This window comes from Streptomyces sp. NPDC021212 (assembly GCF_044332925.1).
Lineage (GTDB): Bacteria > Actinomycetota > Actinomycetes > Streptomycetales > Streptomycetaceae > Streptomyces.
The window spans coordinates 63,477-76,069 of the sequence record NZ_JBIRPZ010000016.1 but is presented as its reverse complement, the minus strand read 5'-3'; the positions used below and the strand labels follow the sequence as shown (position 1 = coordinate 76,069).

Sequence of the window (12,593 nt, the reverse complement as noted above, 5' to 3'; positions counted from 1 at the left end):
ACGGGCGGGGGCATTGCTTTCCCGAAAGGCCGCCTCTACGGTCTTTACCCATGAGCGAATACAGCCATTCCTCTTCTGCGCAAACCGCGCCCCCACCGTTGCATTCCGCCGGCAACCCTGGCGGAGGCGCGGCGGCCGCACCACCGCACTCGCCGGTGCGCTGATGATTCTGATCTTGGGCGTGCTCGGATTCCTGAAGACCCGCGCCGGCCGCTGAGCGGCCAGCCGAGCAATTCCCATTCCGGAGATTCCGGTAGCCCGATTTTTGACCGCGACGGGGGGCCAAAAATCGGGCCTCCGGGTTTTCCGGAATGCGGCGGGCCGGGGCGGGTCCTTGATTAGAGCGCACTCCAAGGGATTGGCTGGGTCCCATGGAGTACACGCAGCTCGGACGTACCGGCCTCAAGGTCAGCCGACTGGTCCTCGGCACCATGAACTTCGGCCCGCAGACCGATGAGGCCGACAGTCACGCGATCATGGATGCCGCGCTCGACGCGGGCATCAACTTCTTCGACACCGCCAATGTGTACGGCTGGGGCGAGAACAAGGGCCGCACCGAGGAGATCGTCGGAAGCTGGTTCGGCAAGGGCGGCGGACGGCGCGAGAAGACCGTCATCGCCACCAAGGTGTACGGCAACATGGCCGCCGACGGCGAGCCCTGGCCCAACACCGACAAGCTCTCCGCGCTCAACATCCGCCGGGCCGTGGACGCGAGCCTCAAGCGGCTGGGCACCGACCACATCGACCTCTACCAGTTCCACCACGTCGACCGCGCGACCCCGTGGGACGAGATCTGGCAGGCCATCGACGTCCTCGTACAGCAGGGCAAGATCCTCTACGCCGGGTCCTCCAACCACGCGGGCTGGCACATCGCCCAGGCCAACGAGACGGCCCGGCGCCGGAACTCGTACGGCCTGGTCAGCGAGCAGTGCCTCTACAACCTGGCCGAGCGGCGCGCCGAGATGGACGTGATCCCCGCCGCGCAGGACTACGGCCTCGGCATCATCCCCTGGTCCCCGCTGCACGGCGGGCTGCTCGGCGGCGCGCTCCGCAAGGAGCGGGAGGGCGGCGCCGGTGCCCGCACCGCGGGCGGGCGTGCCGCCGACGCGCTGAAGAACACGGCGGTGCGCGAGCAGATCCAGGCCTACGAGGACCTGCTCGACAAGCACGGCCTCGAGCCCGGCGAGGTGGCCCTGGCCTGGCTGCTGACCCGCCCCGGGGTCACCGGGCCCATCGTGGGGCCGCGCACGGCCGAGCAGCTGGCCTCGGCGGTGCGGGCGTCCGAGCTGACGCTGAGCGACGAGGTGCTGGGCGCGCTGGACGAGATCTTCCCGGGCCCGGGGCCGACGCCCGAGGCATTCGCCTGGTAGGTATCGCCTGGTAGCCGTACCAGTCCTGGTAGCAGCCGTGCTGCCGGTCAGTACGAGGGGGTGTGACCGTGTGCGGTCACACCCCCTGACTGGTCGGGACGCCCCGGCGGGTCATCCTCCGAAGGCGGCCGCGACGGCCACCACGACGAGGATCATCACCAGGGCACCACTCATGATCATGTTTCTGGTCTTCGGGTCCACACCCCGAGGTTAGCCGGGCCGCTCAGCCGCCCAGCGGCCAGGCCGCCACCACCTCGTACCGCGGCTGCGCCCCGGGCACCCCGGGGGTCGGCGGGTGGCTGTGGACCAGGCTCAGTTCCTCAACCGTCCAGTCGCGGCCCGCGAAGCCGGTGAGGCCCTCGGCGAACGGCGCGAGGCGGGTGGTGGAGCGGTTGCGCGCGACCGTGAGGTGGGGGTGGTACGGGCGGTCCTCGTTCACGGCGATCCCCACACGGCGGGCCCCAGCGGCGGCGGAGTCGGCGAGCCGCCGCAGGGCGGCGGGGTCACCCTCCACGCCCACCCAGAGGGCGCGGTCGGAGAACCGGCCGCCGCCCGCCAGCCGCACCTGGTGGGGGTGGTGGCGATGGGCGGCGCGGGCCAGCCGGGCTTCCAGCTCGGGGCGGGCCTCGTCGCCGACCTCGCCGAAGAAGGCGAGGGTGAGATGCCAGCCGGGGCGCTCGGTCCAGCGGAGGGTGTCCGCGCCGGGGAGCCGGTGCAGTGCGTCGACCCGCGCCCCCAACTCCGTCAGGACCGGCTCCGGGGGCAGGACTGCGGCGAAGAGTCTCATCGCGTGAGGTTACTCGCGTGAGGTGACGCGGTTACGCCGCCGGAGCCAGCTGTTCTTCCTGCACCCTCGGCACGAAGCTCACCCGCGGATGGCCCCGGCGCAGGGACACCTTGAGGCGGAGGCCGCCCGCGCGGGCCAGCATCAGGCCCACAGCGACCGCGGCGGCTGCGGAGATCAGGCCGCCGAAGGCGAAACCGACCCGGGCGCCCCAGGTGTCGGTGACCCAGCCGATCAGCGGGCCGCCGATGGGGGTGCCGCCCACGAAGACCATCATGAACAGGCTCATCACCCGGCCGCGCATCGCGGGGTCGGTGGCGAGCTGGACGCTGGAGTTGGCCGTGACGTTGAAGGTCAGGCTGAAGATCCCGACCGGCACCATCAGCGCGGCGAAGAGCCAGAAGAACGGGGTCACCGCGGCGGCCACCTCCAGCAAGCCGAACAGCAGCGCCGCCCCGACCAGCAGCCGCCGGCGGGTGGTGACGCGGCGGGCGGCGAGCAGGGCGCCGGTGACCGAACCGGCCGCGATCAGGGTGTTGAGCAGGCCGTACGTACCGGGGCCGGCGTGGAAGACGTGGTCGGCGAAGGCGCTGAGCCAGATCGGGAAGTTGAAGCCGAACGTGCCGATGAAGCCGACGAGGACGATCGGCCACAGCAGATCGGGGCGGCTGCGGACGTAGGTCAGGCCCTCGCGCAGCTGGCCCTTGCCGCGCGGCGCGCGCTTGGCCGGGTGCAGTTCACCGGTGCGCATCAGCAGCAGGCCGACGAGCGGGGCGCCGAAGGAGAGGCCGTTGATGAGGAAGGCCCAGCCGCTGCCCACGGCGGTGATCAGGACACCGGCGACCGCGGGGCCTATCAGCCGGGCGGACTGGAAGTTCGCGGAGTTGAGGCTGACCGCGTTGCGCAGGTCGCGGGGGCCGACCATCTCGTTGACGAAGACCTGGCGGGTCGGGTTGTCGACGACGGTGACCAGGCCGAGCAGGAACGCGATCAGGTAGACGTGCCAGACCTGGACGTGTCCGCTCAGGGTGAGGGCGGCCAGCGCCAGACCGCACAGGCCGAGCGCGGCCTGGGTGAAGAGCAGCAGCTTCCGCCGGGGGTACCGGTCGGCGATCACGCCGCCGTACAGCCCGAAGAGCAGCATGGGCAGGAACTGGAGCGCGGTGGTGATGCCGACCGCGGTGGAGGAGCCGGTGAGGCTGAGGACCAGCCAGTCCTGGGCGATCCGCGACATCCAGGTGCCGGTGTTGGAGATCACGGCACCGGTCGCGAAGAGCCGGTAGTTGCGGACCCTGAGTGAACGGAACATTCCGCCCTTGGTGGGGTCCACCGTGGTGACGGAAGGGGAGTCGGTGTTCGGTGCGGGTGCGGAGTCTGCTCCGGGTCCCGTACTCAAGCTCGTTCGCCTCCTGGCTGCTCGGTCTTCTCACTCCATGTGCGCGAGCTTCTCCAGGACGGGCGCGGCGGCGCGCAGCGTCTCCCACTCGTCCTCGGACAGCTGCCCGACCAGTTCGCTCAGCCAGGCGTTGCGCTTGCGCCGGCTCTCTTCGAGCATGACCTCGGCCCGCTCGGTCGGCGACACGACCTTCTGCCGCCGGTCCTCCTGGTGTGGCTCCAGCCTGACCAGTCCCTTGGCCTCCAGCAGGGCCACGATGCGCGTCATCGACGGCGGCTGGACGTGCTCCTTGCGGGCCAGCTCGCCGGGGGTGGCGGAGCCGCACCCGGCGAGGGTGCCGAGCACCGACATCTCCGTGGGGCTCAGCGACTCGTCGACACGCTGATGCTTCAGTCGTCGCGACAGGCGCATCACGGCCGACCGCAGAGCGCTCACCGCGGCCGCGTCATCAAGGGGCGCTTCCGCCGGGGGCGACGGAAGGCGGGACGGATCCGGCATGGTCTTTAGCATAACTCATTACCTCGTCTAAGGAAAACCCGGATACGGGTGTCCTCGGTCACTCACCCATGCGAGTGACCGAGGACGTGCCGGATCACACGACGCCGAGCGCCTGCTCGATCGGGTGCAGCAGGAAGTAGACCAGGAAGCAGAACCCGACGGCGGTCAGCAGCCACGGGATCTCCCGGACCCGCCGGGTCGCGACGCGCAGCAGCAGGTACGACAGCACGCCGAGGCCGATGCCGTTGGTGATGCTGTACGTGAACGGCATCGAGATCATGGTCAGGAAGGCCGGGACCGCGATCGTGGAGTCGCTCCAGTCGATCTCCTTGACGTTCGCCGCCATGATCATGAAGCCGACGACCACCAGCGCGGGGGTCGCCGCCTGCGACGGGACGACCTTCGCGAGCGGGGTGAAGACCAGCGCGAGCAGAAAGAGCCCGCCGGTCACCACGTTGGCGAGGCCGGTGCGCGCGCCCTCCCCGACGCCCGCCGTGGACTCCACGAAGCAGGTGTTCGCGGAGGCCGAGCCGAAGCCGCCGCCCGCGACCGCGACGCCGTCCACCATCAGGATCCGGCCCATGCCGGGCAGCTGGCCGCGCTCGTCCGTCAGCTCGGCCTCCTCGCCGACGCCGATGATCGTCCCCATCGCGTCGAAGAAGCCGGACAGCAGGACGGTGAAGACGAAGAGGCAGCCGGTCAGGATGCCGACCTTCTCGAACCCGCCGAAGAGGCTGACCTGGCCCACGAGCCCGAAGTCCGGGGTCGCCACCAGCGTGTCCGGCACCTTGGGCACGGTCAGGCCCCAGCTCGCGTCCGGGGTGTGGGTGACGGTGTTGATCGAGATCGCGGCCGCCGTCATGACCACGATGCCGATGAGGATCGCGCCCCGGGTCTTGGCGACGACCAGGACGAAGGTGAGCGCGAGACCGATCACGAAGATCAGCACGGGCCAGCCCTGGAGCTTGCCCTCGATGCCGAGGCCCAGCGGCACGGTGGTGTGCGCCGCGTCCGGGTTACGGGTGACGAAGCCGGAGTCGACCAGGCCGATCAGGGTGATGAACAGGCCGATGCCGATCGCGATCGCGCGCCGCAGCCCGCCGGGGATCGCGTCCATCACGCGCTGCCGCAGCCCGGAGGCGACCAGGATCATCAGCACCAGACCGGCGAGGACGACCATGCCCATCGCGTCCGGCCAGCTCATCTTGGGGGCGAGCTGGAGCGAGACGACGGCGTTGATGCCGAGGCCGGCGGCGAGGGCGATCGGGACGTTGCCGATGACGCCCATGAGCAGCGTGGTCAGGCCCGCCATCAGGGCGGTGGAGGTGACCAGCTGGCCGTTGTCCAGATGGTGCCCGTACATGTCCTGACCCGATCCGAGGATGATCGGGTTCAGCACGATGATGTACGCCATCGCAAAGAACGTGGCCAGACCGCCGCGGATCTCCCGGGACGGGGAGGAGCCGCGCTCGCTGATCTTGAAGAACCTGTCGACGAAGGGCAGGCGGTTCGTGGGTGGTGTCGGTGCCTGCTGTGCGGCGTCGACTGGCTCGCTGGCAGAGGGAGACATGGAGGGACCCCAGTGGTGGTGGACTGGTGAAGCGGGCCTCTTGGAGGATCGCGCAGGACATTCCACCCAGACCCAGAACGGTTCAGTATGAATATAAAAATCGCGGATCGCCAAACCGCGTGCGTCGCCCCGGCCCCCGAACGGCTACGGTGTCCCCCACGCCCCCACCAGCGCCCCCGTAAGCTGGACCCATGACGAAGTGGACACCCCGGCACGAAGCGCCTGCACCCCTGGAGGGCAATGTCGTCGCCACCATCATCGGCGGCACCATCGTGTGGTTCGTCCTCTTCCTCGCACAGCTTCCGTTCTACGGCTGGTACGCCGACCACGGCCATCTGTGGTGGCTGTGGACCTGCCTGACCGGCGGCGGCCTCGGGTTGCTGGGCATCTGGTATGTACGGGCGCGGGACGCGGCCATCCGGCGCTCCTCGGAGAGCGACGCCGACTGAACCGCGTCCCGCGTTCCCGCATCGTGCGTTACCTCACATCCACGTAGTCGCCGCCCGCCTTGACCGGCGGTGTGGTGCTGGTACCCGCGAAGTTCCAGCGGAACCAGCCGTCCTCGGCCGCCTTGACGGTCGTCTTGAGCGCACCGCCGCTGACCGAGTTCACCGTCTTGACGACGGAGTAGGTGGAGCTGTTCGCCTTCCGGAACTCAAGCTTCGCCGGCTGGGCGGTGTAGCCCCCGTACGTGCCGGTCTCCCAGTTGGCGCGGGTGAGGGCGCCGGTGACCGTGATGGTCTTGCCCTTCTTAACCGGCTCCGGCGTAGCGTCGACGGTCAGCTTCGAGGCGCGCTGCACCGCGAAGGACCCGGCCTTGTCGGCGCTCAGGTAGTCGCCGTCGTTGGCGTCGATCCACACGTTGGCGTACCAGCGGCCCGCCACGCTGTTGTCGATGAAGTCGACTTGCGGGTCCAGGACGAACGTCGCCTCGCAGGTCGAGGTGGTCGGGTCACCGGCCGCCGGGGTGCACGTCACGGCGCCGGTCGGGGTCGCGTACCCGTACGACGGGCCGTCCAGGTACAGGTCGGCGGCCTTGACACCCGAGTCGTCCCGCGCGGTCACCGAGACGGTGAAGGTCTTGGCGCCCGAGGTGCCGAGGACGACGTTGGTGCCGCTCACCGCCACGTTGGTGATCTTCGTGTCGCCGGAGCCGTCCGCGTGCGCCGCCGGCACGGCGAGTCCCCCGAAAGCTGCCGCGGTCGCGGTGGCGAGCACGGCAAAGGTCATGCGCTTGCGCATCTGTGTCCCCCACAAGATGAAGAAGGCTCCACTGCGTTGACCTGCGTCGAGATGGACGCCGACGCGAACGTGGAGCCGAGTGTTGCGCAACTGTACGATTTTCACCTGCTCTTCACAACATCATCGGAGCTTCACGAAACTTGTTTCTTGAGAGAACGTCACCTCTGACTGACAACCGCTCAGTAACATCCGCGGTATGACCGGTTACCGTTTTGGCTCCGCCGAAATCGACACCAGCAAGCCGCACTCGGCGCGCATGTACGACTACTTCCTGGGCGGCAAGACCCACTACGAGGTCGACACCGAGGCCGCCCGGCAGGTCGAGGCCGTCTGGCCCGACGTCACAGCGTGGACCCGCGCCAACCGGTCCTTCATGCACCGGGCGACCCGCTATCTCGCCGCCGAGGCGGGGATCCGGCAGTTCCTCGACATCGGCACCGGCATCCCCACCGAGCCCAACCTGCACCAGATAGCCCAGCGGGCCGCACCGGACGCCCGCGTCCTCTACGCGGACAACGACCCCATCGTGCTCGCCTACGCCCAGGCCCTGCTGCTCTCCTCGCCCGAGGGCCGCACCGCCTACATGCACGCCGACATCACCGACCCGCGGACCATCCTGGCCGCCGACGAACTGCACGACACGCTCGACCTGAGCGAGCCGGTCGCGCTGTCGCTCAACGCGGTGATGCACTTCATCGCGAACGAGCAGAAGCCGTACGACATCGTGCGGCAGCTGGTCGAGCCCCTGGCCCCCGGCAGCTATCTGGTCCTCTCCCACGGCGGGCTCGACCCCCGCGCCGAGATCTCCGACGCGGTCACCCGGCTCTACCGGGCCAGCGGCATCCACGTGCAGGGCCGCACCCGCGAGGAGATCCTGCCGTTCTTCGACGGCCTGGAGCCGGTCGAACCCGGCGTGGTGATGCCGCACCGCTGGCGCCCCGAGAGCGAAGAGGCCAGGGCCGCGGCGGAGACCCTGGACCTGTGGATCTTCGCGGGCGTGGCCCGCAAGCCGTAGCACTCTTGATCAGTCGAACCAGCGGGCCCGGGCCAGCTCCTCGGTGCGGGTCAGGTCCTCCAGCAGCGCCGCCACCTCGAAGCGGCGGGACCAGTGGCCCGCCGCCCAGGACAGGCCCGCCGCCACGCCCTCGACCGTCGAGGCGTGCAGGGTGGCATCGGGTGTGCCGGGGCCGCCCACGTAGCGCCAGTCCAGCTCGGTGCCGCCCTCGATCAGCAGCTCCTCGTGCTCGACGTACGACAGCGGCGCGTCCGGAAGCAGTTCGCGGACCGCCGCCGGGACCTCATGGGTCTCGCCCTGCGAGGTCACCGGGGCCGGGTACGCCTCGCTCAGCCGCCGCACCTGGAACAGCTCCGCCAGCTCCGCCGCGCGCGCCGGGCGCACCGGCAGCAGGGCGCGGCCGTCCGCCTCGGCCAGCGGCATCAGGTCGGGGGCGTCGGCGACCAGCACCCCGTCCGCGTCGACCACCCGCGGCTCGCCGTCCACCACGGCGCGCAGCTCGTCCGGCAGGGTCACCTGCTCGGGGTCGAGGTCCGCCAGCAGCCCGTAGATCGCGTGCAGCTGGGCCGGGGTCACCGGACGGTCCGGGTCGGCCAGCCGCGCCAGCAGCTCGGCCGCGCCGCCCGGCTCGTCCAGCAGCGCCGCCACGGACGTCCGTACGCCGAGCGCCCGCAGCACCTGCTCGTCCTCGAACCCGGCCGCGTCCACCGCCTCGTACAGCCCGGCCAGCAGCGGATCGCCGCCGGCCGCGCGCAGCCCGGCGGGGCGGCGGCCGTCCAGCACCGGGTGGCCGCGCAGCCACCACGCGGTGTACGAGCGCACCGACTCCGTCGTGCCGTCCGGCAGCAGCACCCGCACCGGCGCGGTCAGGGCGTCGCGCAGCGGCGGCTGGGCGAGCATGGCCAGGGCGCGCGGCCAGGCGTCGTCGTCCACCAGGTCCAGGTCGCGCACGGCGACGATCTCGGTGGCCACCGGCGGCACCGGGGTCTCCGGCAGCCGGTCCAGCGCGTCCTCGCACCACACGTCCACGGCGTCCAGCACGCCGACGTCGTCGGGCTCGGTGAAGTCACCCTCGCGCGGATCCAGTTCGTCCGGGTCCAGCACCACGTCGGTGGCCCGGACCAGGGTGAAAGCGGACAGCACGCCGACGGCGGACAACGGCTCCTCGCCCCAGCGCTCGGCGAGGTCCGCGTCGCACGCGGCCAGCTCGCCCTCCCGCATCACCTGCTCGAAGGCTCCGCCGGGGAAGACCAGCTCACCGGCGGGCGCCAGCTCCCCGTCCTCGTCCGGCAGCGCGAGCGCGGCCAGCCACGGCTCGTCGCCGGGCGCCAGCCGCGCCTGCTGGACGAGGCCGAGGACGGTGTCGGCCAGGGTGTCCGGGTCCAGCGCGGCGCCGGGCGCCGCGCCCTCCTCCGCGAACGGGTCGTAGTCGTCCTCCGCCTCCAGCGAATGCGCGACGGCGGCCCGCACCTGCGGGGTGGTCAGCACGGCGCGCGGGGTGGCGGGGGTCGCGCCCAGCTTCTCCAGCAGCGGATGCGCGGCCTCCGGATGCGCGACCTTCAGGCCGAGGCGGGCCAGGGTGCGGTGCGTCCCGCCCGCCGAGCCCTCGCCCTCCGTGCCATCCCCTCCGTCCCCTCCGTCCCCTCCATCTACGTCTCCCGGCAGCGGAAGCAGCACCTGCCGGGGCCCGATCGTCGTCCGGCCGTCCGCCAGCGGCACCGGCAGCCCGGTCAGCCGGTCCGGGTCGGTACCGGCCAGAGCGTCGTACAGCCGCCGCCACCAGACCGGGGCGCGCTCGACGCCCGCCAGCCGGTCGATCACCTCGCCCAGCGGCACCCGGGCCACGTCCAGCACCCGCAGCTCCTGCCGCCGCTCGAGCCCGGCGGGCAGCAGCGTCGGGAACAGCTCCGCCAGCACCTCCACGGTCTCCGCGCCCGCGCCCTCCACGATCTCCGCGTCACGGGGGCGCAGCGCGTACGGCTCGCCCTCGAAGGTGCCCCGCGCGAGCACCGCGTCGTCCCAGCCCAGCCCCGCGTCCGCCTCCGCTTCCTGGGGGTTCGGCTCCAGGGTGTCCGGCGCCGCCGCGCTCGGCAGGAACGGCACCCGCGGCAGCCGCTCCAGCACCCGCGCCCGCAGCTCCCCGTCCAGCTCGCCCTTGCCCAGCGGGCCCGGCACCAGGCCGATCGTGCCCGTGCCCACCGGATGCCAGTCGCGCAGCAGCGCCGCGTACGCCTCGGCCGCGCGCTCCACCAGGAAGCCGGTGAGCGGGCCGGGCGCGGTGTGGCGGCGGGTGGGCTCCAGCGGGAACGAGGCGATCAGCAGCGCGGGCAGCCCCAGCGGCTCGTCGGTCGGCGTCGGCGCGTGCACGACCGGCGCCGTCGCGGGCCGCACCGGCGCGCCCTCGGCGTCCACCGGCACCGCCCAGGTCACCGACCACGTCGGGCGCAGCCGCTCCTCCACCGGGCGGTCGGCGAGCAGCGCCGCGTCCAGGTGGCCGCTCGCGCGCTCGGTGCGCCAGCGCGTCGTACGGCGCTCCTCGGCGCCCTCGTCCGCGCCGCCCTGGCCGACACTGTCGCTCTTGTCGCCTTTGTCGCCCTTGTCGATCCGGTCCTCGATGACCGCGTACGGGCCCTCCTCGTGGCGCCGCAGCGTCCGCGTCCCCTCGGCCGTCTCGACCACGACCTCGGCCAGCCCCGGCAGGGTCAGCAGCAGCGCGTCGTCGACCGCCGCCAGCAGCCGCTCCGCCACGTCCAGCGCGGCGCCGTCCCGCAGCGGCAGCACCACGACCGTGTCGTACCCCTCCGGCGCGCTGCCCTCGGCGGGCAGCGGCAGCCGCAGCAGCGGTACGTGACCGTCGCGGCGGCGCAGCTCGTCGGCGAGGCCGGGGCTGCGCAGCGCCGCCTTGTAGGCCAGTTCGCGGGCCTCCGCCAGCGACCAGCGCACCCCGCCCGAACGGCCCACCACCGCGGGCTCGTCGCTCACCGCGAGCACCGCCGCGAAGCCGACGCCGAACCGGCCCACGGCCCGTCCCGGGTCCTCGTCCCGCTTGGCCGACGCGCGCAGCGTGGACAACGACTCGGCCCCGGCGGCGTCCAGCGGGGCGCCGGTGTTGGCGGCGACCAGGACGGCCGGTTCGCCGTTGGTCGCCGGGCGCAGCGTCAGCCGCAGCCGCCCGGGGACGCCGGCGCGGGCGGCGGCGTCGGCCGCGTTCTGGGCCAGCTCCACGACCAGCCGGTCGCGGTGGCCGCCGAGCGCCAGGTCCTCCTCCGCGTTGGCATCCTCCCGGAAGCGGGCGGGCGACGCGGCCCAGGCGTCCAGCACGCCGCGCCGCAGCCGAGCGGTCCCGAAGGGATCCGCGTCCTCGGTCGCGCCTCGCACCATCGCCGTGCTGCTCACGTATCGCCTCCGGGTCCTGTGGGTGCCACCACATTCCACTTTGCTAGACCGCGAACGTACCCCTATCCGGGGCGGGCACGCGTCCCGCCCGCCCGCGCGACGGCGGGAAGCGGCGGGGACGAACGGGTACGGCCGACGCAACCGCCGCGGCGGACGCGGCGGGCGCCCCTGCCCAGCCCCGGTGGCTCAGGAATGGCTCAGGAATGGCTCAGAAGCGACGGCTCAGGAGTGGTGCTCGGGTGTGCTCGGGAGTGCTCGGGTCTGGTACTCAGGAGGCACTCAGAGGCGGCGGCTCAGGAGTGGCCCAGTTCCTCCGCCGGGGCGTCCGGCTCCACGGAGCCGCCGGTGCGGTCCGGGTGGAGGGGCATCGGTTCGACGACCGTCTCGTCGACCACCGGCGGGGCGGGGCGCGGGGGCTTGGGCATGACGGCAGCCTCGGAGTGGGCGCCGCAGCCGTACGCCAGGGAGACCACCCGGCCGTCCGCCGGGCTGAACTCGTTGGCGCACACACCGAACGCCTGCTTCAGCGAGCCCGCGAGGGGCATCAGGAAGCCGCAGGTCACGCACGTGCCGGGGGCCGCCTGCGCCATCGAGGTCTTGGCGCCGTACGCCTCGTCCCAGCGGTCGGCGGCGACGTGCAGCCCGTAGCGGGAGAGCACCCGGGCGCGGCGCATGCCCAGCTCCTCGGCGAGGGCCGCGATGGAGCCGGCGGCGGGCGGGGTCGTCTGGGCGGACGGCGGGCCGGCCGTCACGTCGGCCTCCTCCACCGCCGCGAGCTGCTGCATCTCCTCGGAGACGGCGGAGTTGGGCGGCGGGGCGTCCTCGCCCGTGAAGCCGGGCTCCAGGCGCAGGTCCTCGGCCTCGGTGGGGAGCAGATCGCCCGGGCCCATGTCACCGGGGCGCAGCCGCTCGCTCCACGGCACCCACTCCGGGGCGAGCAGCGCGTCGGGGCCGGGGAGCAGCACCGTCTCGGCCAGGGTGACGATCTTCGCGCGGGAGGCGCGGGTGACGGTGACCGCCCAGCGCCAGCCGCGATAGCCCGGCTCGGCGCTGTCGAAGAAATGCGTGACAACGCGGTCACCCTCGGCGACCACCCCGACGTGCTCGCCCACCGTCCCCGGGTGGGCCGCTTCCGCCGCCGCCTCGCGGGCGAGTTCGACCGCCTCGGCGCACAGGCGGTCGGGGGTACGGCTCCGCATCGCAGCACTCACAGGATCGATTCTCTCTTCCACGCCGTCTCAGCCGTCGTCTGACGAGTGCGCCAGCCGTACGGCCGGACGGCGGGACTGCGGACGGAGCGGACCGTGGGACCGCGTCGACGT

General features: G+C 72.3%; 10 protein-coding genes. 3 read left to right on the top strand and 7 right to left on the bottom strand.

The features are described 5' to 3' along the window. Nucleotides 1–371: 371 nt before the first annotated feature. Nucleotides 372–1,370, top strand: coding sequence for an aldo/keto reductase (locus ACH4SI_RS34625; RefSeq protein WP_398302841.1), 999 nt, complete (start codon nucleotides 372–374; stop codon nucleotides 1,368–1,370). A gap of 223 nt (nucleotides 1,371–1,593) precedes the next feature. On the opposite strand, the gene thpR is transcribed toward ACH4SI_RS34625, so the two are convergent. From thpR to ACH4SI_RS34605, 4 genes are all read right to left on the bottom strand, one after another. Beyond that, complete coding sequence (gene thpR / locus ACH4SI_RS34620) at nucleotides 1,594–2,157, bottom strand: RNA 2',3'-cyclic phosphodiesterase (protein ID WP_398302839.1); 564 nt, start codon at nucleotides 2,155–2,157, stop codon at nucleotides 1,594–1,596. Nucleotides 2,158–2,188: 31 nt separating this feature from the next. Beyond that, the gene (locus tag ACH4SI_RS34615; protein ID WP_398302837.1) at nucleotides 2,189–3,550 is read right to left on the bottom strand and encodes an MFS transporter; all 1,362 of its coding nucleotides are present in this window, start codon (nucleotides 3,548–3,550) and stop codon (nucleotides 2,189–2,191) included. A gap of 30 nt (nucleotides 3,551–3,580) precedes the next feature. Then, a complete protein-coding gene (locus ACH4SI_RS34610) occupies nucleotides 3,581–4,048 on the bottom strand; it encodes a MarR family winged helix-turn-helix transcriptional regulator (RefSeq protein WP_398302834.1) in 468 nt (155 codons plus the stop codon). A gap of 94 nt (nucleotides 4,049–4,142) precedes the next feature. Then, the gene (locus ACH4SI_RS34605; protein ID WP_398302832.1) at nucleotides 4,143–5,618 is read right to left on the bottom strand and encodes an NCS2 family permease; all 1,476 of its coding nucleotides are present in this window, start codon (nucleotides 5,616–5,618) and stop codon (nucleotides 4,143–4,145) included. A 191-nt stretch (nucleotides 5,619–5,809) separates the two neighbouring features. Here ACH4SI_RS34605 and ACH4SI_RS34600 point away from each other — a divergent pair, with 191 nt between their 5' ends. Beyond that, nucleotides 5,810–6,067 carry a DUF2530 domain-containing protein gene (locus ACH4SI_RS34600; RefSeq protein ID WP_398302830.1) on the top strand — a complete coding sequence of 86 codons (258 nt, stop codon included), beginning with the start codon at nucleotides 5,810–5,812 and terminating at the stop codon, nucleotides 6,065–6,067. Between the two features lie 28 nt (nucleotides 6,068–6,095). Here ACH4SI_RS34600 and ACH4SI_RS34595 read toward each other — a convergent pair whose 3' ends face one another. After that, nucleotides 6,096–6,848: a calcium-binding protein gene (locus ACH4SI_RS34595; RefSeq protein ID WP_398302828.1), complete on the bottom strand. Its 753-nt coding sequence runs from the start codon at nucleotides 6,846–6,848 to the stop codon at nucleotides 6,096–6,098. 208 nt (nucleotides 6,849–7,056) lie between these two features. On the opposite strand from ACH4SI_RS34595, the gene ACH4SI_RS34590 reads away from it, so the two are divergent. Continuing rightward, entirely contained in the window at nucleotides 7,057–7,875 is an 819-nt protein-coding gene (locus ACH4SI_RS34590; RefSeq protein ID WP_398302826.1) for an SAM-dependent methyltransferase, read from the top strand. Between the two features lie 9 nt (nucleotides 7,876–7,884). Here ACH4SI_RS34590 and ACH4SI_RS34585 read toward each other — a convergent pair whose 3' ends face one another. Next, nucleotides 7,885–11,256 carry a sacsin N-terminal ATP-binding-like domain-containing protein gene (locus tag ACH4SI_RS34585; protein WP_398303022.1) on the bottom strand — a complete coding sequence of 1,124 codons (3,372 nt, stop codon included), beginning with the start codon at nucleotides 11,254–11,256 and terminating at the stop codon, nucleotides 7,885–7,887. Between the two features lie 308 nt (nucleotides 11,257–11,564). After that, nucleotides 11,565–12,470, bottom strand: coding sequence for a DUF3027 domain-containing protein (locus tag ACH4SI_RS34580; RefSeq protein WP_398303020.1), 906 nt, complete (start codon nucleotides 12,468–12,470; stop codon nucleotides 11,565–11,567). Nucleotides 12,471–12,593 lie beyond the last annotated feature (123 nt).

What these genes read in the sequence shown, in the direction of transcription:
- ACH4SI_RS34600 (WP_398302830.1), top strand. Translation starts at nt 5,810, where the DNA reads ATGACGAAGTGGACACCCCGGCACGAAGCGCCTGCACCCCTGGAGGGC.
- ACH4SI_RS34580 (WP_398303020.1), bottom strand. Translation starts at nt 12,470, where the DNA reads ATGCGGAGCCGTACCCCCGACCGCCTGTGCGCCGAGGCGGTCGAACTC.
- thpR (WP_398302839.1), bottom strand. Translation starts at nt 2,157, where the DNA reads ATGAGACTCTTCGCCGCAGTCCTGCCCCCGGAGCCGGTCCTGACGGAG.
- ACH4SI_RS34605 (WP_398302832.1), bottom strand. Translation starts at nt 5,618, where the DNA reads ATGTCTCCCTCTGCCAGCGAGCCAGTCGACGCCGCACAGCAGGCACCG.
- ACH4SI_RS34610 (WP_398302834.1), bottom strand. Translation starts at nt 4,048, where the DNA reads ATGCCGGATCCGTCCCGCCTTCCGTCGCCCCCGGCGGAAGCGCCCCTT.
- ACH4SI_RS34625 (WP_398302841.1), top strand. Translation starts at nt 372, where the DNA reads ATGGAGTACACGCAGCTCGGACGTACCGGCCTCAAGGTCAGCCGACTG.
- ACH4SI_RS34585 (WP_398303022.1), bottom strand. Translation starts at nt 11,256, where the DNA reads ATGGTGCGAGGCGCGACCGAGGACGCGGATCCCTTCGGGACCGCTCGG.
- ACH4SI_RS34590 (WP_398302826.1), top strand. Translation starts at nt 7,057, where the DNA reads ATGACCGGTTACCGTTTTGGCTCCGCCGAAATCGACACCAGCAAGCCG.
- ACH4SI_RS34595 (WP_398302828.1), bottom strand. Translation starts at nt 6,848, where the DNA reads ATGACCTTTGCCGTGCTCGCCACCGCGACCGCGGCAGCTTTCGGGGGA.